General features: G+C 39.7%; 24 protein-coding genes. 9 read left to right on the top strand and 15 right to left on the bottom strand.

Annotated features, from left to right (window positions below):
- Positions 1-4: 4 nt before the first annotated feature.
- The 10 genes from HX129_RS03465 to HX129_RS03510 form a co-directional block, all read right to left on the bottom strand.
- The gene (locus HX129_RS03465; RefSeq protein ID WP_286433622.1) at positions 5-667 is read right to left on the bottom strand and encodes an urease accessory protein UreF; all 663 of its coding nucleotides are present in this window, start codon (positions 665-667) and stop codon (positions 5-7) included.
- A complete protein-coding gene (ureE, locus tag HX129_RS03470) occupies positions 657-1163 on the bottom strand; it encodes an urease accessory protein UreE (RefSeq protein ID WP_286433620.1) in 507 nt (168 codons plus the stop codon). Before ureE ends, HX129_RS03465 begins: the two co-directional genes overlap by 11 nt.
- Positions 1164-1170: 7 nt before the next feature.
- Complete coding sequence (locus tag HX129_RS03475; RefSeq protein WP_286435997.1) at positions 1171-1752, bottom strand: histidine phosphatase family protein; 582 nt, start codon at positions 1750-1752, stop codon at positions 1171-1173.
- A gap of 12 nt (positions 1753-1764) precedes the next feature.
- Positions 1765-3465 carry an urease subunit alpha gene (ureC, locus tag HX129_RS03480; protein WP_174493776.1) on the bottom strand — a complete coding sequence of 567 codons (1701 nt, stop codon included), beginning with the start codon at positions 3463-3465 and terminating at the stop codon, positions 1765-1767.
- Positions 3466-3498: 33 nt separating this feature from the next.
- A complete protein-coding gene (locus HX129_RS03485) occupies positions 3499-3822 on the bottom strand; it encodes an urease subunit beta (RefSeq protein ID WP_286433616.1) in 324 nt (107 codons plus the stop codon).
- 13 nt (positions 3823-3835) lie between these two features.
- Complete coding sequence (ureA, locus tag HX129_RS03490; protein WP_130072125.1) at positions 3836-4138, bottom strand: urease subunit gamma; 303 nt, start codon at positions 4136-4138, stop codon at positions 3836-3838.
- A 47-nt stretch (positions 4139-4185) separates the two neighbouring features.
- Positions 4186-4809 carry a hypothetical protein gene (locus HX129_RS03495; protein ID WP_286433614.1) on the bottom strand — a complete coding sequence of 208 codons (624 nt, stop codon included), beginning with the start codon at positions 4807-4809 and terminating at the stop codon, positions 4186-4188.
- Positions 4810-4897: 88 nt separating this feature from the next.
- Positions 4898-5773 carry an urease accessory protein UreD gene (locus HX129_RS03500; RefSeq protein WP_286433612.1) on the bottom strand — a complete coding sequence of 292 codons (876 nt, stop codon included), beginning with the start codon at positions 5771-5773 and terminating at the stop codon, positions 4898-4900.
- A gap of 74 nt (positions 5774-5847) precedes the next feature.
- Positions 5848-6843, bottom strand: coding sequence for an acyltransferase family protein (locus HX129_RS03505; RefSeq protein WP_286433609.1), 996 nt, complete (start codon positions 6841-6843; stop codon positions 5848-5850).
- 30 nt (positions 6844-6873) lie between these two features.
- Entirely contained in the window at positions 6874-7425 is a 552-nt protein-coding gene (locus HX129_RS03510) for an O-acetyl-ADP-ribose deacetylase (RefSeq protein WP_174493780.1), read from the bottom strand.
- Between the two features lie 121 nt (positions 7426-7546).
- Between HX129_RS03510 and HX129_RS03515 the strand changes: the two genes are divergently transcribed.
- Both HX129_RS03515 and HX129_RS03520 read left to right on the top strand, forming a co-directional pair.
- Entirely contained in the window at positions 7547-8482 is a 936-nt protein-coding gene (locus HX129_RS03515) for an LpxL/LpxP family acyltransferase (RefSeq protein WP_286433606.1), read from the top strand.
- 69 nt (positions 8483-8551) lie between these two features.
- Positions 8552-9655 (top strand): glycosyltransferase family 4 protein, encoded by a 1104-nt coding sequence (locus tag HX129_RS03520; RefSeq protein WP_286433604.1) that lies wholly within the window; start codon positions 8552-8554, stop codon positions 9653-9655.
- Positions 9656-9754: 99 nt separating this feature from the next.
- Here the strand turns inward: HX129_RS03520 and HX129_RS03525 are convergent, their stop codons facing one another.
- Both HX129_RS03525 and HX129_RS03530 read right to left on the bottom strand, forming a co-directional pair.
- The gene (locus HX129_RS03525) at positions 9755-11200 is read right to left on the bottom strand and encodes a DUF2252 domain-containing protein (protein ID WP_286433602.1); all 1446 of its coding nucleotides are present in this window, start codon (positions 11198-11200) and stop codon (positions 9755-9757) included.
- Positions 11201-11600: 400 nt separating this feature from the next.
- Positions 11601-12710: an endonuclease/exonuclease/phosphatase family protein gene (locus HX129_RS03530; protein WP_174493784.1), complete on the bottom strand. Its 1110-nt coding sequence runs from the start codon at positions 12708-12710 to the stop codon at positions 11601-11603.
- A 187-nt stretch (positions 12711-12897) separates the two neighbouring features.
- Between HX129_RS03530 and asd the strand changes: the two genes are divergently transcribed.
- From asd to truA, 5 genes are all read left to right on the top strand, one after another.
- On the top strand, positions 12898-14016 hold the full coding sequence (asd, locus tag HX129_RS03535) for an aspartate-semialdehyde dehydrogenase (RefSeq protein ID WP_130072134.1): 1119 nt from the start codon (positions 12898-12900) through the stop codon (positions 14014-14016).
- 149 nt (positions 14017-14165) lie between these two features.
- Positions 14166-15557 (top strand): type IV pilus assembly protein FimV, encoded by a 1392-nt coding sequence (locus HX129_RS03540; protein ID WP_286433599.1) that lies wholly within the window; start codon positions 14166-14168, stop codon positions 15555-15557.
- A gap of 54 nt (positions 15558-15611) precedes the next feature.
- A complete protein-coding gene (fimV, locus tag HX129_RS03545; protein WP_286433597.1) occupies positions 15612-17060 on the top strand; it encodes a T4P machinery localization factor FimV in 1449 nt (482 codons plus the stop codon).
- Between the two features lie 120 nt (positions 17061-17180).
- Positions 17181-18152 carry an asparaginase domain-containing protein gene (locus tag HX129_RS03550; RefSeq protein ID WP_286433739.1) on the top strand — a complete coding sequence of 324 codons (972 nt, stop codon included), beginning with the start codon at positions 17181-17183 and terminating at the stop codon, positions 18150-18152.
- Between the two features lie 33 nt (positions 18153-18185).
- On the top strand, positions 18186-18983 hold the full coding sequence (gene truA / locus HX129_RS03555) for a tRNA pseudouridine(38-40) synthase TruA (protein WP_130072137.1): 798 nt from the start codon (positions 18186-18188) through the stop codon (positions 18981-18983).
- A 117-nt stretch (positions 18984-19100) separates the two neighbouring features.
- Here the strand turns inward: truA and HX129_RS03560 are convergent, their stop codons facing one another.
- Positions 19101-20111: an AraC family transcriptional regulator gene (locus HX129_RS03560; protein ID WP_130072138.1), complete on the bottom strand. Its 1011-nt coding sequence runs from the start codon at positions 20109-20111 to the stop codon at positions 19101-19103.
- A gap of 228 nt (positions 20112-20339) precedes the next feature.
- Between HX129_RS03560 and infA the strand changes: the two genes are divergently transcribed.
- Positions 20340-20561: a translation initiation factor IF-1 gene (infA, locus tag HX129_RS03565; RefSeq protein ID WP_004692529.1), complete on the top strand. Its 222-nt coding sequence runs from the start codon at positions 20340-20342 to the stop codon at positions 20559-20561.
- A gap of 43 nt (positions 20562-20604) precedes the next feature.
- Here the strand turns inward: infA and HX129_RS03570 are convergent, their stop codons facing one another.
- A complete protein-coding gene (locus tag HX129_RS03570) occupies positions 20605-20973 on the bottom strand; it encodes a lysozyme inhibitor LprI family protein (protein WP_286433594.1) in 369 nt (122 codons plus the stop codon).
- Between the two features lie 138 nt (positions 20974-21111).
- Between HX129_RS03570 and HX129_RS03575 the strand changes: the two genes are divergently transcribed.
- Complete coding sequence (locus HX129_RS03575; protein ID WP_286433592.1) at positions 21112-21486, top strand: hypothetical protein; 375 nt, start codon at positions 21112-21114, stop codon at positions 21484-21486.
- A gap of 66 nt (positions 21487-21552) precedes the next feature.
- On the opposite strand, the gene leuB is transcribed toward HX129_RS03575, so the two are convergent.
- Positions 21553-22632 (bottom strand): 3-isopropylmalate dehydrogenase, encoded by a 1080-nt coding sequence (gene leuB / locus HX129_RS03580; protein ID WP_174493788.1) that lies wholly within the window; start codon positions 22630-22632, stop codon positions 21553-21555.
- Positions 22633-22668 lie beyond the last annotated feature (36 nt).

Below are 22668 nucleotides of genomic sequence, written 5' to 3' on the forward strand. Positions count from 1 at the left end.
TAATTTAAGAACGGAATAATCTTGAATATTGCGTTTCATGTTGCATACTGAGCATGGCGTACTGTGGCAAACTGCTACTCATTTCATCATCCTGTAGCGCCATCGCCTTCTCTACCGCAGCAGGAACCAAGCCATGCAAATGCCATAAAATCCGTTGACCGCTCATTTGACCCAATGGAATGGTTTTAACCGCAGCCAAGACCTGATTTTCCAAAACAGAAAAACTATAAGCAGTTAAAACATCCGCCTCGTTTAAGCCTAGACGACCACAGAGCTGTGCATAGACAGGCACAAAACCAAACTGTTTTTTCACCGTGACATCAAGTAAAAGGACATCTTTGATCCATGCATTTAAGGAAAATGCCAACTGTTGTGACTCAGTCAAGAGTTCCTTACTTTCACGACTCGCCCGATATAAATGCGCCCAATATAAAAATTCATTTTCCTGTGAAAAATGCTGCATTAACCGTTGCAAAATAGGCAGCTCGAAGCGAAGCAACAGCATTTCCAAAACATCTTCAAAATAGGCTTTGCTGCTGTTTTCATCATGGATCAAGCCTTTTTCAATCGCACTTTCCACACCTTGTGAATAACAATAAGCACCCACAGGCAAAGCCGTTGAAGAAAGCGTTAAGAGCTTGAGCAGTTGCGCGGCATTAATGGACATGGTGTAAAGACTTGATTGGGCTTAAAGGCTTCGTTTCTGCTTTCGATAAACGCTCATGACTGTGTGCATGTTGCGCATAAGCACCACTTTCAGGTTCAAAGGGGTGATCAACCTCCGTGACAACCAAACCTAAGCCCTGCACCATTTCCGCAAGTACATGATCAGGCTCAAAATACAAAGCGGTCGGGGTCAACATCAGTGGCACATGCCGATTGCCCAAGTGATATGCCGCTTTTAACAGCTCAAATTCAGTCTTTGCTGTGACTTGCATCAAATGTTCCGCTTTGGCATTGACCTTTAAAATCTCGCCTTGCTCGGTCGCAATCAATGCGCCACTTCTTAAAATACCTGTACGTGGTAAATCCACGCCAATATCATCACCATTATCCAAAGTGGCACGAAAACGACTTTTTTGACGGGTATCAAAAGTCAGAGCCACCGTTTCAAATGCCTCTTCAGTTTGCGTCTGCTCCAATCGTTGGGTAAATATTTTCATCAGCATCCTACTTATAAATAAAAAATTCTGTATTTTTAATCGGTTGATGTAACATATTATGGCGAAATGCTCGCATTAATTTGGCTGAAACTGCCTGCGGTTCAGTCATTAACATTTTAAATAACTGTAAAAATTGACCATGACTAAAAACCATCAAGTTTTGATCTAAATAACGTTGTTGTTCTCGATCAAGAAATGTGAATAAAGCTTCAACTCTTTGATATAAATCTCGAAAAGATTCAGCATCCGAAGCATCGACATAATCTACATCCGCCAACTGCCAATAGGCATCTACCCACGGTTTACGCTGCGATAAAGTTGTACCTTTGCATTTCACATCGGAAAGATAAGAGAATTCCTCTATCGGCAAAATTTCGGCACTTAATTGATCCCGATCAAGCAAGGGTTGAGCAGTTTGTAAAGTTCTTAAAAAGGGTGAAATAATGACATGATCAGCCTTCGGCAACTGTGCTAAAAGCTGTCGTGCTTGTAAATGCCCCAATTCAGTCAGTGCAATACTGGCATGTGATTCTGTTTGACCATCAACATTTCCCACACTTTGTGCATGTCGAATCAAATAAATTGCCATCAAACCTGTCCCTTAAAATAAAAAATAGCGTTGTGCCATCGGTAACACTTCAGCAGGTTCACAGGTCAAATGCACTCCATCGGCTTTCACTTCATAAGTTTCAGGATGAACCTCCATCACAGGACAATAATCATTGTGCTTCATGTCCTTTTTGGTGATTTTTCGCGTATTTTTGCTTGGGGAAATGATCTTTTTCAGCTGTAATTTTTCTGCAACACCTGCATCAATTGCCACTTGTGAAAGAAAGGTAATGCAAGTGTTATGTACACCACGCGGAAAAGCCCCAAACATCGGACGATAATGCACAGGTTGAGGTGTTGGAATCGACGCATTGATATCGCCCATTGGTGCGGCTGCAATCATGCCACCTTTGATGATCATGGACGGTTTAACGCCAAAAAATGCAGGCTTCCATAACACCAAATCTGCCAATTTTCCTTCTTCAACCGAACCGACTTCATGACTTAAACCATGGGTAATGGCAGGATTAATCGTATATTTAGCGATATAACGCTTCACCCGTTGATTATCACAATGCGGTGTATCCCCTTGTAATGCGCCACGTTGCACTTTCATTTTATGGGCAGTTTGCCAAGTTCGAATGATCACTTCACCGACCCGTCCCATCGCTTGCGAATCCGATGACATCATCGAAATTGCACCTAAGTCTTGTAAAATATCTTCTGCGGCAATGGTTTCACGGCGAATTCGACTTTCAGCAAATGCCACATCTTCGGCAATTGCAGGGTCTAAATGGTGGCAAACCATGAGCATATCCAAATGCTCATCAATGGTATTGACCGTATAAGGACGGGTTGGATTGGTTGAAGATGGCAATACATTGTCCTGACCAATCGCTTTTAAAATATCAGGTGCATGCCCACCACCTGCGCCCTCAGTATGGTAGGTGTGAATGGTTCTATTTTTAAATGCAGCAAGGGTTTCTTCCAAAAAACCACTTTCATTTAAAGTATCGGTATGAATCGCCACTTGTACATCATATTCGTCTGCAACACTCAAACAATTGTCAATCGCCGCAGGTGTCGAGCCCCAATCTTCATGCAGTTTAAGTCCGACTACGCCTGCTTTGATTTGTTCTGCAATCGGTTCAGGCTGACTCAAATTCCCTTTACCCAACAGCCCAATATTCATTGGCAAATCATCAATCGCTTGTAACATGGTGGCAATATGCCAAGGTCCGGGGGTCACTGTAGTTGCCGATGTCCCTGCCGCAGGTCCTGTACCGCCACCAATCATGGTCGTGGTTCCTGCCATCAATGCGGTTTCTACTTGTTGCGGGCAAATCCAATGGATATGGGTATCAATTGCCCCTGCGGTTAAAATCTGCCCTTCACCTGCAATGACTTCGGTTGCCGCACCTAAAGGAATGGTAATATTCGGTTGAATGTCAGGATTACCAGCTTTACCAATTTTCCAAATTCGACCATTTTTTAAACCGACATCAGCTTTGATAATGCCCCACCAATCCACAATCAACGCATTGGTAATGACGGTATCTGCAACTTCATCTGCCAAAAGTTGTGACTGTCCCATGCCATCACGGATAACCTTGCCACCACCAAATTTAACCTCTTCGCCATAAGTGGTCAGGTCTTGTTCCACTTGTATAAATAACTCGGTATCAGCTAAACGGACACGATCTCCAACCGTAGGACCAAACATTTCTGCATAAGCACGACGTGATATTTTCATGGTTGAATACCTTAATTTCGTGGATATTTTAAATTATGTATCTGACGCATCATCAAGTTTTCCCATGACTCGTCCTGCAAAACCATACACTTCACGCTTGCCTGCCAATGCCACCAATTCAATACGACGACTTTGCCCCGGCTCAAAACGAATGGCTGTCCCTGCCGCAATATTGAGGCGATAACCTTTGGTTTGCTCGCGGTCAAACTGCAAAGCATCATTGGCTTCATAAAAATGAAAATGCGAACCCACTTGAATCGGGCGATCTCCCATATTGGCGACATTGATGCTTAAGGTCTTGCGTCCTACATTGAGTTCAATCTCTGCATTAGGGGTAATCACTTCACCGGGAATCATGTGTTGCTCCTTATTACAGAATGGGTTGATGAACCGTCACCAACTTTGAACCATCAGGAAAAGTGGCTTCAACCTGAACCTCAGCAATCATGTCCGCCACGCCATCCATCACATCATCTTGTGTGAGTAGTGTGGTGCCGTAATGCATGAGTTCACTGACGGTCATCCCATCACGTGCACCTTCCAACAATGCTGCAGAAATAAATGCAATCGCTTCAGGATAATTGAGTTTTAAACCGCGCGCCTTGCGACGCTCTGCCACCAACCCTGCGGTAAAAATCAATAATTTGTCTTTTTCTGTGGGATTAAGTTCCATAACATTTTCCTGTTTTTTTAATTCATGCAAAAATCGTGCTCATTTTTCTAATCACGATGATCTAAAATATAACGCTTGAGTTCTAAACCCTGTGTACAGGCAGGATCTGACTTGCCGTAAACACAACTCATAATCAGCGCATCTAACGCTTTATCATAGCTTTCTTTCGAGTCATCATTCTTAATTAACTCAGATGCATACATTGTGCAGCCCCAAGGGTCATTCCAACGGCATGATTTTTCAAATGTTCTTGTAATACATTGTTTTCGCTCTAAGCTTAATGTGTCTATAAACGTCATTGCACCCGCTGCTCGATTGGTACATGCCGATGCGACACCTAATTCACAGCCTCTTTGAAATAATTGCTCAGCAGCTTGTACTTGATGCGCTTGCTGTAAACTCAATGCTGTAAAATAACAAGCATACCCTTGATCATGCTCACATTTTTTATAACATGCTAAAGTGTTTTTCTGACAATATGCAGCCAAAATAGTATCATCTTGTAAGAATTTGGCTTTTTTATTGGGTGATGTATCCGCTGGACATCGCTCTAAATTATTTATAAATATCGGATTTTTTGACATACCTTGCTTGATTTCGAAAATGTCATTTTCAGACATCGCATAACAGAACAAAGGCATTAAGCAACAAAATAATATTAATATTTTCATTAACTTATCTTTTTAAGGTTGTATTTTTTAATCAGTTTATCGAGATATTCATCACATTACCATCTAAAAACTAAATCATATTTAAAAACTAAGTCCGCCAAATTCTTGGAAATTCTTCATCTAAATCAAACCAATAACGTCTAAGTTTTGCCCGAATGGCGGCAAAAGCGTCATGGCATTGTCGAACGTCCTGTCCTAAATAACGTGCACAAATCACATCACCTAAAATAGTCAAAGTCACAGGTGTATTCATCCGCATAATCAATTCTCGGATCAAATCAAGCTGCTGATCTAAATGCATATTTGCACGAAATTTCTCAGGAGGCACAGCCCAAAAACTGCCCATCACAGCACAACTATTCATGCCTAAACAAGAACTCAACCAACGATCATTCCCCACAAAATTCAGTGAATCTGCAATTAAAAGTGTCTGATTTCGATACAGTTTAAAATGATTTTGATAACGCCCCTGCTCAAATTTTTCTTGTTGTGCCTGACGCCCCAAGACCAACAGATCCCAACCGATAAAACTTGCGGTCTGATCTAAATGAACAATCGTTTCAGAATTGGCATTTGCACCATTAAAGAGCATCGTTTCCTGTGGCAACCACTCCAATATCGCATGATTTTTGACATGAATATGAATATGCTGAAAGGCAGGCTTACCATTACTTTTGTACCATTTTCCTGCCCCGGGCGTTGTAACTACGGCATGGGCATACTGCTCAGCATCAATTTGAAAACTTAAGTGATCGCCACCTGCAATGCCCGCAGGTGGATGTACAATAATGGCATGACATACCCCTGTTTTTTCAGGCCACAGCATTTTTTGCACCCGAACAGGTCCAAAATGTTTACGGTGATGTAAAATGGTGCGTTTATGATCACCCTTAAAAGATAATTCTAATTTTGCGTACCAATATTGTGCATTTTCAAATGTATTTTTTAAGTTTGATATATTCATCCACACCTAGCATGTTTTATTTTAGATCCTATTTTATCTCAAGCAAAAAATGCACCAAAACATAACACCTAGACCTATTTTTTATTTTGTATATGCATAAATTTTTCAGTTGGCTTGACTAACCATAATGATATTTTTCTTAATACTTGATCAAAAACATATTGTTGCAATATCCAACACGTCAAAACAGAAAGAGCCATACACATCGCTATTTCCATGAAAATATTAAGATCTAGAGAATAAAGCCGCGAAATTGCGATCACCACAAAACCATGTAACAAGTACACAGGCAAAGTATAAGTACCTAATTGCAACCATTTGCCTTGAAAAAATTGCGTAACAGACAGTAATGCTACTACCCCTACTGCAGATAGCATCAAACATAAAGTTCGTATGAATATTCCATCAAAAATACTGACTTTTAATTGTGTATAACTCAAACTACCATATAACCAATATTGATTGATCTGAGAAAAATACATCAATGCTGCATATATCAGTAGACAGATCACGCCCCACCATTTGGCAGTCATTGAGTGTTGAATTTTGGCAATGATGACTTTGCCATACAACACCCCAAAAATAAAAAATGGGAAAAATACAAAAATCCGACCCACTGAATATAGATAATTATTCCAAGGGCTTAAGCCAATCAATATAGACAATAGAATACAAAGAAATAAAGCAAACTGATTTGAGGTTTTAATAAGAAAATGAGTCAGTGCAGTCCATACCATCATACCGAGCAAATACCAAAGCACCCAATAAGGCTTAATCAACACATTCCAGTTCCAATGAAACTGCCCTGACCATAGGCCATCAAATGCGATAAATAAAAGCTGAAATGGAAGATAAAGTGATAGAAAAAATATAATGTTTTTCAGCCAATTATGATCTTTATACAAAATACCCGATACAAAAATAAAAGCAGGCATATGAATCAAATAAATTGTTGCCAACAATGTATGGCTGATTGGATTATGCCATCCGATCATACGTTCTATATAATGTCCCAAGACCACTAAAAAGATCAAAATCGCTTTATGAGTATCGAGAAAATGATTACGCATAGTGGCTTGTAAACAAAAAAATTTGAGAAATTATATACCTAATATTTGCACATCGGCTGCATCTATTTGCGCTAATTGTTGACGATAAATTTTAAAATTTTCCACATCAAAACACACAAAATGAATCTCTTGCACATACTGTGCATTTTTCAAAAAATGAACTGCACTCTGTACTGCAATTTCTGCTGCATCATATTTTGGAAAACGATAAATCCCTGTAGAAATATTTGGAAAAGCAATACTTTGCAACTGTTTTTCATCGGCTAGATGTAAACTATTGCTATACGCTTTTTGCAATAATTGTTTTTCCTGCTGTTTCCCATCTTGCCATGTTGGACCTACAGTATGAATGACATAATGACTCGGTAATGCGCCTGCTGTCGTCATCACTGCTTCCCCGACAGCACACCCCCCTTGCTTTGCACGAATTTTTTGACATTCAGCTAAAATGGTTTCGCCACCTTTCCGATGAATCGCCCCATCTACTCCACCACCACCGAGAAGTGATGTATTGGCAGCATTGACAATTGCATCGACTTTTTGAAGGGTAATATCACCTTGAATTAAGCGTATACTTTTCATTAAATTAAAGCCATCGCAGTCTGATTCTTGTTGGTCATATTATCAAACAATGCCTACCATCTTTAAATTTAGTTCATGTTAAACTTCAGCCATCTCAACCATTGCCACCCCTCACATTCATATGAGTAAAAAGCATCAGTACGTATCAGGAAAGTTTTATTGGGCATTCTTATTGCCACAATATTGGGGAATATGGATCGCCATTGTCTTTTTAATGTTACTTGCAATTTTACCTTGGCCTATTCAGCATCGCTTAGCGACTTTTCTAGGAAATGTTGCATTTAAACGACTGAAATCAAGACGTAAAACCACTGTGCGTAATCTCGAAGTATGTTTCCCTGAATGGTCGGCTGAACAAGTACAAGAGCACGCCCGTCAGGTTTTTATTGACATGATGATTGGTGTTTTTGAAACCTTAAATGCTTGGTACTCACCACAATGGTTTAAAGGTCGCGTAACAGTTGAGGGTTTAGAGCATATTCAAAATGCACAAGCCGCAGGTAAAGGGATTTTGTTATTAGGCACACACAGCACTTTACTCGATGCGGGTGGTTATTTATGTGCGCAATATTTTGAACCTGATGTGGTCTATCGTCCACAAAACAATCCTTTGTTAGATATGCTGATTTATCGTTGTCGTGGCACCATTTACAAAGCACAAATCGACCATGATGATATGCGGGGGCTTATCCGCCATTTAAAGGAAGGGGATGCGATTTGGTATAGCCCTGATCAAGATTTTGGCTTAAAACAAGGGGTTATGGCCCCATTTTTTGGTACACCTGCAGCAACAGTGACGGCGCATCGTCGTTTATTAAAAATTTCTAAAGCGGTCGCCATTCCTCTGTATTTTTATCGTCATGGTGACATTAAAAATCCACAATACCGAGTGTTGATTGAACCTGCGGTGGATCATCTGCCAAGTGATGATGAACTAGATGATGCGATTCGTGTCAACAAAATCATTGAACAGCAATTACGCATCGCACCAACTCAATATATGTGGTTTCATCGTCGCTTCAAAACCCGTCCTGACGGCTATGGAAAGATTTATTAATCTGTTGCAAAAAGTGCGATTACACTGTTCTAAACGCTGCACCAACCTCACAATGACAAGGAAAAACGTATGAAAGTAATACAACTTCTTCCCGAACTAAATAGTGGTGGTGTAGAACGTGGTACTTTGGAAATTGCAAAAGCGCTCGTTGCAGAGGGTCATCAATCCTTAGTGGTGTCCAATGGCGGACGCTTAGTTCCCGAACTAGAAGCAGAAGGAACAACCCATTTAACGCTGCCCATTCATAAAAAAGCTTTGTCTAGTCTGTGGCAAATCCGACCACTACGTAAACTGATTGAACAGCATCAACCTGATATTGTACATGTACGTTCACGGGTGCCCGCATGGCTAACGCATTTTGCCCTCAAAGGCATTGCTGTAGAAAAACGTCCGCATCTGATCAGCACTGTGCATGGTTTTTATTCCATTAATCGTTACAGTGCCATCATGACTCACGCTGAAAAAGTCATTGCCGTCTCTGACAGCGTGGTCAAATATATTACAGATCATTATAAAAACTGCCCACCTGAAGATATTGTCCGTATTTATCGAGGCATTGATCCCAAAGCATTTCCACATGGTTATCAAGCTCCTGCACAATGGATCAATAAAACGTTTGAAGATTTTCCACAACTAGAAAATAAGTTTTTAATTTGCCTACCGGGGCGTATTACTCGTCTTAAAGGTCATGAAACGCTGATAGAACTGATGGAAAAATTGCGTGATCAATATCCACAACTGCATGCTGTTGTGGTCGGTGGCGCAGACCCGAAAAAAGCAGCTTATTTAGATGAATTAGAAAACACCATTAAAAGCAAAAAATTAACTGATCACATCACCTTTGTGGGTCATCGTTCAGACATCCGAGAATGGCTGGCATTTTCTGACTTGGTGCTGTCTTTGTCTAATCAAGCCGAAACTTTTGGTCGTACAGCATTGGAGGCACTTTCTGTTGGTACGCCTGTCATTGGTTGGGATCGAGGCGGTGTCGCTGAAATTTTAGCAAATGTCTATCCACAAGGTAAAATTGCGGTAGATGACAACATTGCGCTTTTGAATGCTGTAAAATTACATATTGATCAGCCACAGCAGGTTGCACCTGTCACACAGTTCAGTTTAAAAGATATGTGTGATCAAACGATTGAGCTTTATAAACAAGTGTTACAGCAATAAATAAGCTTGACGAAGCATTACGTGCTTTTATTACGTAGGAATAAAAAATGCCTTTGATTAAGTAAAGGCATTTTTAGCTGCTGTAAGACTTAGATCATTTTAAAGAACCTCATCCCCTGCAACGTCTATTTTCCCATTTTCAATTTCTTGTAAAAATTGTGCATAATCTGCCGCATTGCGTTCGGCATATTGAACCGCATATTCTTGAAGAACTTTGACAATTTGCTTACCTTCACCCAAATAGCCCATCAAGACATCGGCATTGCCTGCTTTTGCATGCGCATGTGCCAATGCCAAACCACAACTGTCGGCATATTCATAAAGATATACATCGTCCATATCTTCAAGGTCGATTGAGATTTTCATATCACGTAACTGGCGGACATAAAACTGTTGATGCTCCTGACTATATGAGGCAAAACCCAAGAAAATATCATTTGCTGCTTGCATTAACTGTTGCCCTGAAATGACACGTTCGCCTTCATGCTTGGCTTTTTCAAGAAATAATGGGCTTAAAATCGAAGGATTTGCTTCTTTCATTTGTAAAATTAAAGGTTCACGATCTGCATCTTCAAACAAAGCAATCGCAGCACGTGTACCTACACTCCCCACGCCAACAACTTTTAATGCGATATCGGTACAACGATAACGATCAAATAATACCTGACGGTCAGACTTTAAAGAGTCACGGTAACGCTTAAAAAATGCTTTGGAATTTTTCGCAAAAACTTCACCTTTTTCAGGATGACGCAATAATGGTGGCTCATCAATAAAACAACGATGCCCAGTTTCTGCATCATAATCCGTAAGTTTCGGCAATACCGAAGCAGAAGTACGACGATGCGCTGTCGCTAAATGTTTTTCACGTTTTTTACGAATTTTTTGGTCTTCGGTATGTTGCAAAAGTACCGCTGCATCTACTTTTTCATACCAAGTTTGTAAGGGTGATAGTGTTCTAAAATGTTGTAAATGCTGCCGATAAGCATTAAGCATGACTTCAATCGCTTTTAAACCGACTTTTTCACCGAGCTTAATTTCACTTGCTGCGATAATAAAACTCGTTGCAAGGCGTTTTAAGTCCCACTCAAAAGGCGCAACTAACGTTTCATCAAAATCATTAATTCCAAATAATAAATTACGCTCAGGACTGGCAAAACCACCAAAATTTAACAAATGACAATCACCACAAATTTGCTGCATTAAACCTGAATGGCTTTTTTCCCATGCAAGGTCATATAACATCAAAGAAGGCATACCACGAAAATAAGCAAATGGCGAAACGCTCATTCGTTTCGCACGTACAGGTTTTAAACGATCTACACGCCCTTGATTACTCCAATGATAAATCGTTAATGCATCGACTCCCTTTGGGCGCTCTGAGAGTTGACTCAGTTCTGAACGTGAAATTAGTTTTCGCTGCGCTTTACCTAAGTCAAAGCCTTGTTGCTGATTTAAAAGCTTATTTTTATATTGATGTGAGGTCAGGTCTATACTGAAATCTGTCCATAAAAATTGCGGCAATTCAGGTGATTTTTTTTTGTGCATAACCAATATTCTAATTGTGTTTGTGAGCCGAAATCATAACATTGACATTTTTATCTTGTCATCATTTGTCTAGTGTGAATTCGACGCTAGTATTGGTCTTATATTTTTGCTCACCCTAAATAAGCATAACCCGAGTTCTGCATCCTGCAAAACTCGGGTATATGAGGTTGTGCTTTCAAGTGCTGTTCTTTTTATTGTGTTTGGTTGTCCATTCCAACATCATGTCCATGATGATTTTCCATCGGCTTCGTCTTCCTTAAGGGGACTCTTCCTTTCCCTACTCCGTGTGCCGATAAGCCTATATTAAAACCAACGGCATGCGTTGCCTATCCGCTATGCACCTAAATAGACGTAAGCTTTTTCGTACAAAGGCTACAAACTTCATAATAATCAGTTAGCCTCATTTATAATCCTGTGCAATTTCATCGGTGACTACTTTTTCTTCACGCTCTGCTTTTTCAATTCCTTCTTGAATCGCTTGTTGTGCTTCTTGCTCATCGGCATCGGTTTGCTCTAATTCTTCTTGAATTTGTTCAAACACACGCCCTGTTTGTAAAGTCACATATACAGGAAAATGGTCTGAGCCAATATGTGGCAAGCGTTGCATCTGCACCAAAGCAAAATCAGTACTATGGAAAATATGATCGAGCGACCATCTTAACAGCTTATAATCAGCATGGAAGGTATTGACATATTTACGTCCAACACGTGGGTCTAGTAAACCACTAATTCGCTGAAATAAACGTGTCGTGCGAGACCAAGCAACATCGTTTAAATCACCCATCACAATGCAACTTTCATCCAAATCTTTAATTTGATCTCCTACAATCAATAACTCGGCATCACGTAAGGTCGAGTCTTTTGCTTCGGTTGGACTTGGTGGTTTTGGATGCAAACAATACAACTGCACAGGCTGTCCTGAACGTAAGATCACGGTGGTATGAATCGAGGGAATTTCATCACTCAGAATAAATTTCACTTCAGTGTCGAGCAATTTCAGTTTGCTATACAAATGCATGCCATACAAATTATCTAAAGGTACAGGCACGCGATAAGGATAATCTTTCTCGATGCTAGACAAAGCATTCTGCCAAGTTTGATCTGTTTCTAACGTTAATACGATGTCAGGTTGATACTTTTCAATTTGTTCAATCAATAAATGATATTGATCATTTGGTGTCAGCACATTAGATACAATTAAAGAAATTTGACGATCTGGCTCTAATTGTTCTGGGCGCACTTGTGCAACTTGCTTCTTCCACAGAAAAGTATAAGGCAACACCATTTTTAACTGATACGCCAAAGCCGCAATCAACAAAATCAGAATAATATCTCGTTTGACATCCCATTCTCCTTGCCAAAAAATAAGGAAAAGCAATGCCACGACACCCAAGACTAAGATTTGTAGTCGTGGAAAATCTGCGCCGCGAAACCACCATTCATCTCGTGGAATCAATGACCAAAAGCTCAGCCAAATCACCAATCCTGCTAAAATTTCAATCCAAAACATAATTTACACTCTTTATATTCTTAAATTTTTATTCATTTATAAATTTATATCAGTTTTGCATGTAACATAAACAAGATATATTGCACAATATTGTTGGTGTTTTGATTGTGTAGCTATTGCAGTTACACGTCCTTTTGATACACTCGAACCCCCCTATTAATTTTTTAACGCACCGAGGCGAAGTGACATGAAAGTAGGTCTGGTCGGTTGGCGCGGGATGGTTGGTTCCGTCCTTATGCAACGTATGGTTGAAGAGAATGATTTTGCTCATTTTGAGCCATTCTATTTTTCTACCAGTAATGCAGGTGGTGAAGCTCCTGCGTTTGGCGGTAAGACCGCCCCAGCACTTATGGATGCATCAGACATTAACAGTCTGAAGCAAATGGATGTCATTATTACCTGTCAAGGTGGCGACTATACCACTGAAGTTTTTCCAAAACTCAAAGCTGATGGTTGGGATGGTTACTGGATTGATGCTGCATCTACCTTACGTATGGATGATGAAGCCATCATCGTTCTCGATCCTGTGAATATGAATGTCATCAAAGATGGTTTAGTGAAAGGCACGAAAACTTTCGTGGGCGGTAACTGTACTGTTTCATTGATGCTGATGGGCTTAGGCGGTCTATTCCAAAACAATTTAGTGGAATGGGCAACTTCAATGACTTACCAAGCAGCTTCTGGTGCAGGCGCGCAAAACATGCGTGAACTGATCACAGGTATGGGTTATTTATATAACAATACCAAAGATTTGCTTGATGATCCTCGTTCACCAATTTTAGACATTGACTCTAAAATTGCACAATTACAACGTGGTGAAGGCTTCCCATCTGCAAACTTTGGCGTGCCTTTAGCGGGTTCTCTCATTCCATATATCGACAAACAGCTCGAAAGCGGTCAGTCAAAAGAAGAATGGAAAGGTCAAGTTGAAACCAACAAGATCTTAGGCAATCAGCAAATTGTACCTATTGATGGTCATTGTGTACGTATTGGTGCAATGCGTTGCCATTCTCAAGCTTTAACGTTAAAACTTCGTAAAGATATTCCATTGGATGAAATCGAAGATATTATCGCAAGTGCAAATGACTGGTCTAAAGTTGTACCGAATACCCGTGAAGCTTCCATGACAGATTTAACACCTGTTGCAGTGACTGGAACACTGTCTGTTCCTGTAGGTCGTTTACGTAAACTTAATATGGGTAAAGAATACTTAGGCGCATTTACAGTCGGTGACCAATTACTTTGGGGTGCTGCTGAGCCTTTACGCCGTATGTTACGTATCCTGATTGACTACAAAAATAGTTAATTTTTGAAATTTTTAGTCAAATAATGAAAGCCGAACTGTAAAGTTCGGTTTTTTTGTGTAACTATACGGTTAAAAATTTATTTGGGGATATAACTAAGCAAATCCGTGCTTAGTTAATTGACGACAATTTCATTAGAGCAATGAAAGCGATGACCGTATATAACAAACTAAAAATTGCCATATTAGCTATTATTGCATCACAATCTGTATCTGCAATTCAACTTGATCCAATTCAAATTCAGTCGAGTTCAGGAGATTTACTCTATGCAGAGATGAAATTTAGCAATTCGAATCCAAACGAAAAAATTGATGTTAATCTTGCATCAGCAGAAGATATGATGAATATTCGTGCATCGCATCAACCGCCTGGACATTTAAACTTTTTTACACGTCGTTCAGGTGATGGCAGTGGCGTCATTGTCATTACCTCTTCTCGCCCTGTGATTGAACCAGAACTGAATATTTTATTGAAAATTCAGGAAGGTAGTTCAACTTATATCCAACAAGTCAAAGCCAGCTTACCGCGTACCAAAACAGCGACCCCGCCAATGGCAATGCCGAGTAATGAAACAGCACTGACCCCACAAATGATTGTTAGTGAAAAGGATATTGCTTTAAATTTACCTGAAAGTGCTTCGCTACAACCATCTCAGCCAGTAAAACAAGACACGGCTATAGCAAACAATCTCGCTATTTCAACAGTAGCACTGCCTGCATTAAGTACAGCCACCAATACGGCGAACACGTCTTCAGCATCGCAACCTTCTATTCAAAATAATAATCCCCATCAGATACGTGAAGATCATGAAGCGACACGTGCTGCTTTCTTGAAGCATCACCCTGTTCCAACACAGAAGACTGAAACAGCCCAAATAACCCCAAAACCTATACCACAACAACACATGGCACAAGTAAACCCCAAAGCTAAGCCACAACCTCAAACAACCAATAAACCACAAAATACACAGGCTGCACCACAAGCAAAAGCTGCATCGGCTGCAATAAAAGGACAACATACTGTCCAAGCCAATGAGTCTTTATGGTCTATTGCAAGTAAAATTGCAGCAAAAACCAAACAAAGCATTCCAGAAGTAATGCGCCAATTACAAGCCAATAATCCTCAAGCTTTTGTACAAGGTGATCCCAACCGATTGCGTCAAGGGGTTGCTTTAAATCTTGCACAACCAATGCCGAATACCCAGCAGAAATTTAAACCTGCTCCACCACAAACCGCACAACAAAGAGCCAATACCAAAACCAAATATCGACTTAACCAAGCAGAAATGAGTATTGTGGCAGATCAAAAACCATTACAAACGACATCCGCAGCACATCAAAATGGTCTACAAAAGACAACTTCAGCAGAATTATCTGTAAAAGTTATGACAGCACGTGAAAAAACAGTTAAATTACAAAATAACGTGACGCAATTGAGTTCAGCTCTAAATCAAAAGAACAATCGAATTCAATTGCTCAATGCACGACTTGCTCAAATTCAGCAACAATTGCAACAGCAAGCTCAAGCAAGAAAACCTAAGTAATTCACGTATTTTTTAAATTAAGGTTCATTGGATACAATGAAGGGGTAACCGAATATGTTGTTGTATATCATTCCTTTTGTTTTATTATTAGTGGTTGCGATTGTCTTAAAAAAACGTGAAGCAAACAATCAGGATGCTGACCGCAGTAAGACCAACAAAAAAGTCAGCAACAAAAAAACAGCCAAAAAGAATGTGGCGAAAAGTGCCCGTACGAGTCAGCGTCAACAAACACAAGTATCTGAACCAGAACCTGTTGTTCAAGATCAAGTTATAGCTGTCAGTGCCGATTTAAAGCAAAAAATTGAAAGTTTAATCAGCGCTAAAAATTATTCTGCTGCTGAAGCTCAGATCAATTTAGCCTTGAACCAAGACAACCGTCAACATGGCTTATATTTGTACTTATTGGACATTCATTTAGCACAAAAAGATGAATTTGCAATTAATCAATTGGTTCAGTATTTACGCTCTTTAAATTTGCATGATATCGCTCAACAAATTGAAGATAAAAAAACTCAAATTGATGCACAAACCATTGAAGTTATTGAGTTTAAAACATCGACTGAAGCAACAACACCAACAATTACTTCTGTGATCCAAAATCCAGTTCCCGCAGATGCTTTTGACGCATTAGTTGATCATAAACCAACAAACAATAACAGTTTTGATTTACTGCAAAATGAATATAGTCCAAGTGCAAAAAATGAACCTCAACCAATTGAATTAGCAGATGAGAAAACTTTAGCGACGCCTGAAAGTACAGTATCAAATGAACATGTTGATTTAGAGTTCACACCAAGTTTAACCACTGAAAAAGTTGCAACACCTGCTGAAGAAAAAGCAGAAACTGAAAATAATGCACTCGCATTTGATTTAACTCAACCTGGAACACATACAGATAAACCACAAACACGCGATGCATTAGATTTTAGCTTTAGTTTAGAGACACCTACAGCATCACCTGTCGTTGAAGAATTTGTCGTAGCGCCTGAAAGCAAGATACCACTTGAATTTAGTCTAGATGCTGTATCCCCCCCAACTGAAACAGTGACTAAGCTCACATCTCCAGTAGAAAGCTTAAGTGAATTTAAACTCGATTTGGAAGCGTCTGTTACACCAAGCAGTTCAGAGTCGATTAACATCGATACAGCAACGTCTGAGCCAACGATCTCAGAGCATAGCTTAGACTTTAAACTAGATAGCTTTGCAATAGAGCCAGCACCAAACTTTAATTTTGATGTTGCTGAACCGCAAATTGTACCAAGCCTAGATTCTCAAGCTCAAAGTCAGATTCAAGAAACAGCAGCAACGCTTGACCCTTTAGCGCAAGCATTTCCAGATCTTTTAAATACAAATGAAATTGAATTAAACTTAGATCTTGCTGAACAATATATTACTTTGGGTGCATACGATGCTGCACGCCAACTCTTAGCGCAAGATCAGGATCATTATTCAACTGAGCAAAAGTTACAGTCACAAAACTTACTTAATCAAATAGCATCATAATATAATTCGTTTTAAGATAAAGCAGTCCTAGATGGCTGCTTTTTTTATTATGCAGCCTCAAAAATTAAGCCCATTCAGCCACCTGAAAACAGCGAACAAAACATCCTGAGCCTGAAAATGATGAACAAAAAAATTGCCTTAATTTACATGGGTGGAACTTTTGGGTGTATAGGCGAACCTTTAGCACCCATGCCTGAAACCGAGTTTATTCCAAAGCTTGAAAAAGTATTACCATCACATTTACAGATAGAATGCTTTAAAGCACCTGCAATCCTAGACAGCAGTGCTTGCACTGCCCAAGTTTGGTTGAAACTCATTCAGCAAATTCAAAACCTACAACATGCTTTTGAATATTTTGTGGTGATTCATGGAACAGATACACTCAGTTACGCTGCTGCTGTACTGTCACGCTTTTTAGCCGACTCTTGCACAGTGATCCTGACAGGAAGCCAATATCCGCTATTAGACACTCAAGGCGATGGTATACGTGAATTGAGCGATGCAATGGACAACCTCAACACTGCGCTAGAAAATTTGACAAAAGTTCCTTCAGGTGTGTATTTAGCGTTTTATCACCAAGTCTTTTATGCCCGTACTGCTTTAAAATTTCATGGTACGGCTTTAGATGCTTTTCATGGTCAAAAGGTTGAAAATTTGCAGAAGAATATTTTTCCTTCTCAAAATCAAGCCTATATTATTGACCAAGTCGACATAGAAAAAGCACAACAGCTGAATATTCTCAATTGGATGATCTTACCGATTGAACAACAACAACTGGAAAATAATCTCGCTACTTTACTGCATAAAGCACCTCATTTTCTCATTTTGCAGGCTTACGGTGTTGGAAATTTAGCGGTTAACGCCACGATTATTCAATATTTAAAACGCTTAAAAGCGCATGGTTGCTGTGTAATTTTAAGCAGCCAAGTCCCTTTTGGCGGCTTAGACCAACGTTATGCGGTCAGTCAATGGATACAAGATGCCAACATTTTATGCAGTGATGCTCAAAGCCAAGCCGATCTCTATGCCAAAATCTTAAAAATTTATTTACAATACCCAAGCTCCCAACAGTGGCATGACCATTGGGTATGATCACTTAAACAATCAGCCTGAATAGAGGTAATTATGCAACGCTTTGCAATTGGTATTGAGTTTTGTGGCATTCGATATAAAGGTTGGCAGACTCAACAGGCTGGCGTACGCAGCATTCAGGAAACCATGGAAAAAGTCCTCAGCACCATCGCCGATGAGCCGATTATTTTACATGGTGCAGGTCGTACAGATGCAGGCGTACATGCAACCAATATGGTGGCGCATTTTGACACCAACGCAATTCGCCCGATGCGTGGCTGGCTCATGGGTGCAAATAGCCAACTTCCGAAAGACATTTCTATCCAGTGGATCAAGGAAATGGATCATGATTTTCATGCACGCTTTAAAGCCAAAGCTCGCCGTTATCGTTATGTGGTTTATCAATCACCGAGCCGTCCTGCATTACTCTTTAAGCAAGTCACACATGCCTACTACCCGCTTGATGTAGACAAAATGATTGCTGCTGCCAAGAAATTTGAAGGCACACATAATTTTGAAAGCTTTCGTGCCGCAGCCTGTCAATCAAATCAACCTGTACGCCATGTAAAGCATTGTCGCTTGATCCGTCACGGCAATTATCTTGTTCTTGATATCCAAGCAGATGGTTTTTTACATCATATGGTACGTAACATTATGGGATGTTTATTAGAAATCGGACAAGGAATGTATGAGATTGATCATATTGATGAAATTTTTGCAGCCGAAGACCGTAAAGCAGCAGGAATTACCGCGCCTCCAGATGGTTTATATTTCATCCATGCAGATTATCCTGAGCAATTTGAATTACCCCAAATGCCTTTGGGACCACATTGGCTCAACATGCCTGAATAAACTTAAACTGACTCTGTATTACTCATGCTACAAACAATGTATGTTTGCTCTTACTTAGAATGCAAAAAGCTTCGGTTCATAACACCCGAAGCTTTGTATCGTGAGTGATACTCTTACTTAATGCTGTTTACGTTTTCGATATTCGACAGGTGTTTCGTTCGTCCAACGCTTAAATGCACGATAGAAAGTACTCGGCTCAGAAAAGCCCGTCAGATATACGATGCGCTCAACACTTTCATTGGTGTTTGCCAACAGTTTCTTGGCTAAACGACAACGGTAATCAGAAAGAATCTGCTGAAAACTCGTATTTGCTTCAGACAATTGAGTACGCAAACGACGTGGCGTAATGTGCAATTGAGCAGCGACAGTTTCAAGGGTTGTTTCACCACTTTCTAAAGTTGAACCAATCGCACGACGTACTTCACCGACCAAATCATAACGTGCTAACTCTTGCAATTTTTCAATCGCAAGCTGCTCATGCAACTGTAGAAGTTCAGGTTCCGCTTGCCACAAAGGATAATCCAAAATCGCAGCATCAAAATATAAACGGGTTTCTTTTTGTCCTAAACTTACAGGACACTCATACACACGAAAATATTCATCATCGGAAGCACCTTCACTAAAGTTAAAATCGATATAAATAGGCTGAAAGCGCCCTTCGGTAATAAACTTAAAGAAGCGTAAAATTCCTGACAATGCACATTCAGAAAAATGCCGATTAACAATATTTTCCCCCCATGGTTGCTCACCATTGGTTAGATAACACCGTCCATCGTTCTCAACGACCAACTTGGCATGAAAAGCATCACTAATTAATCGTTGATATGCCAATGCTCGTTTGAGCCCTTCACCGAAGTTTTCACTTGAAATAAACAAATGCTCAATCACTTGCCCACGGTATAATGGTAAATGTTCACCAAGATGTAATCCAATGTCTGGATCCTTACTCACCTCTTCAGCAGCAATCCAAAAAGCATATTGCGCACTTAAAGGAGTACGGGCATTTTGATCAATTTGATTTAATGCCACACCGGCTTTTGATAATAGTTCTTCAGTTGGCAATCCCGCACGACGAATTGCTTGATAGCCTAATCGCAAAACAACCGAAGCATCAGTTAGCTGACTCACGCAGTGCCCTTCCTTGTATCTTATTCATTTATACTTAAATCATAAGATTTAGATTACAGACGATTGACCAAACTGACAACACATATAAGCAACTTTTTGTTGAAATAATTTATTTCTTTGTTCGTCTATTTTGACTACATTTACTTCGCTATAACTGACTGCCGACTTGTTTTTTTCTATTTTTTTGCCTATAATTTGCGCCTTTCCAATTTGATCATCAGGTAGGCTATGGCCAATAAAGAGGAACTTATCGAGTTCGAAGGCGTTGTCACCGAAACGCTTCCTAATACTATGTTCCGTGTGCGTTTAGAAAACGGTCACGAAGTGATTGCACACATTTCTGGTAAAATGCGTAAACATTATATTCGTATTTTAACTGGCGACAGTGTAAAAGTCGAAATGACACCTTATGACTTAAGTAAAGGTCGTATTACATACCGTGCACGCTAAGTTTTAGCAAGCAAAAAGCCACCCTTGTGGCTTTTTTAATGTTTTAATTCAGCGTACTATTTTTACAACCCACCGTATCACACTCACGAATTCGCTCTCTTAACCAAGCGTTGCGTTCTTGTGTTTTCTCTAAATTACAGTTCACAAAAACTGTACGTTCTGCTTCATCTGAACATTGTGCATCACGCGCTTTGATCCAAGAAATTTGAGAACGTTTTAAAATCGTTTTTTGATTTGTTGTTAACTTACTTCTGAGCAATTGATAATTTTTATTTAATTCAGCATCTGCGCTGGCATAAATTTTATTACTACAATAAATATCATCATAAGCATTACGTGCATTGTCACAATTATCTGCAAATGCAAAACTTGACAGGCACATTACACCCAAACACAACGTTATCTTTTTCATTTTCTAATCCTAATCATCTTTGATTTTTATTTTTAAATGCTGTTTTAGCAATCAAACAACACTACATCATGAAATTTTTTACTACACTGATCAGGAATGTCAATATCAATAATGTGTTGGACATGAGGGAAAATATTTATGCAAAAAATTATGTCTTTCATCGGGGTGTGTTGTATAGGTTTAAGCTTAATTGCCTGTCAAACTGAGCTTAATCGTCCTTATGATCTCAATGCGTATTTACATCAATTTCTTGGTCAATCCAGTCAAAATATCCAAGATAACTTGAATTTTAAAAAATTAGGCTATCAGAGCAAATCACCACAAATAACTGAATCACAAATAATTTATACTGTTTATCGTCCTTTAAATATTCCTATTCCACAAGGGGATGCACATCTAGGTAAAGTACAGTCTGGTGCAAGTAGTTATGATATTCACTTCCAATGTAAAATCATTTTTGAGTTAGATCAAAATATTGCGAAAGCTGTTCACTACACAGGACGAGCTTGCTAAAGACTAAATTTTTTATATAAAAAAACGCAGCCTAAGCTGCGTTTACACGATATCTAAAATAAAATATTAAGCGAGTGCTGCAACGACTGCATCACCCATTTCTACTGTACCGACTTGATTCATGCCTTCTGACATGATATCACCTGTACGCAAACCTTGATCTAAAACGTTACCTACAGCGTCTTCAATCGCTTTAGCAGCCGCTTCTTCACGGAAGGTATAACGAAGCATCATTGCAACAGAAAGAATGGTCGCAAGCGGATTCGCTACGTTTTGACCTGCGATGTCTGGCGCAGAACCATGACATGGTTCATACATCCCTTTACCATTTTCATCCAAAGATGCTGATGGCAACATACCAATAGAACCCGTTAACATTGCAGCTTCGTCAGAGAGAATGTCACCGAACAAGTTACCTGTTACAATCACGTCAAACTGTTTAGGTGCACGTACAAGTTGCATTGCAGCATTGTCGACATACATGTGTGAAAGATTAATATTTGGATATTGTTCTTCTTTCAATGCAGTTACCGTTTGTTTCCAAAGCTCTGTCACTTCAAGGACATTGGCTTTGTCGACTGAACAGACTTTGCCACCACGTAAATTTGCCATTTCAAAAGCAACTTTGGCAATACGTTTGATCTCAGATTCGGCATAAACATCAGTGTTATAGCCCTGCTTCTCACCATTTTCCAGTTCACGGATACCACGTGGTTGACCGAAGTAGATCCCACCTGTCAGTTCACGTACGATCAAAATATCTAAGCCCGACACCACTTCTGGTTTTAAGCTTGAAGCATCAGCAAGTTGTGGGTAAAGAATCGCAGGACGTAAGTTTGCAAATAAATTCAATTCACTACGAATTTTTAATAAACCACGTTCAGGGCGGATTGAACGCTCAATCGTATCCCATTTTGGACCACCCACAGCACCTAATAAAATCGCGTCCGCTTTTTTTGCTTGCTCAGCAGTGACCTCTGGATAAGGTGAACCATGTGCATCAATCGCAGCACCACCGAGCAAACCATGTTCCCATGTTAAACCTAAATTAAATTTTTCATTGACGCTGGTCAGGACTTTTTCAGCAGCAGCAACAATTTCAGGACCAATCCCATCACCCGCCAAGATCAAAATTTGTTTAGACATTTGTATTTCCATTTTCATTGTTGACAGTTAAACCGC

Origin of the sequence: Acinetobacter sp. 251-1 (genome assembly GCF_030329305.1) — a bacterium.
In the GTDB taxonomy this organism is placed as follows: Bacteria; Pseudomonadota; Gammaproteobacteria; order Pseudomonadales; family Moraxellaceae; genus Acinetobacter; species Acinetobacter piscicola_A.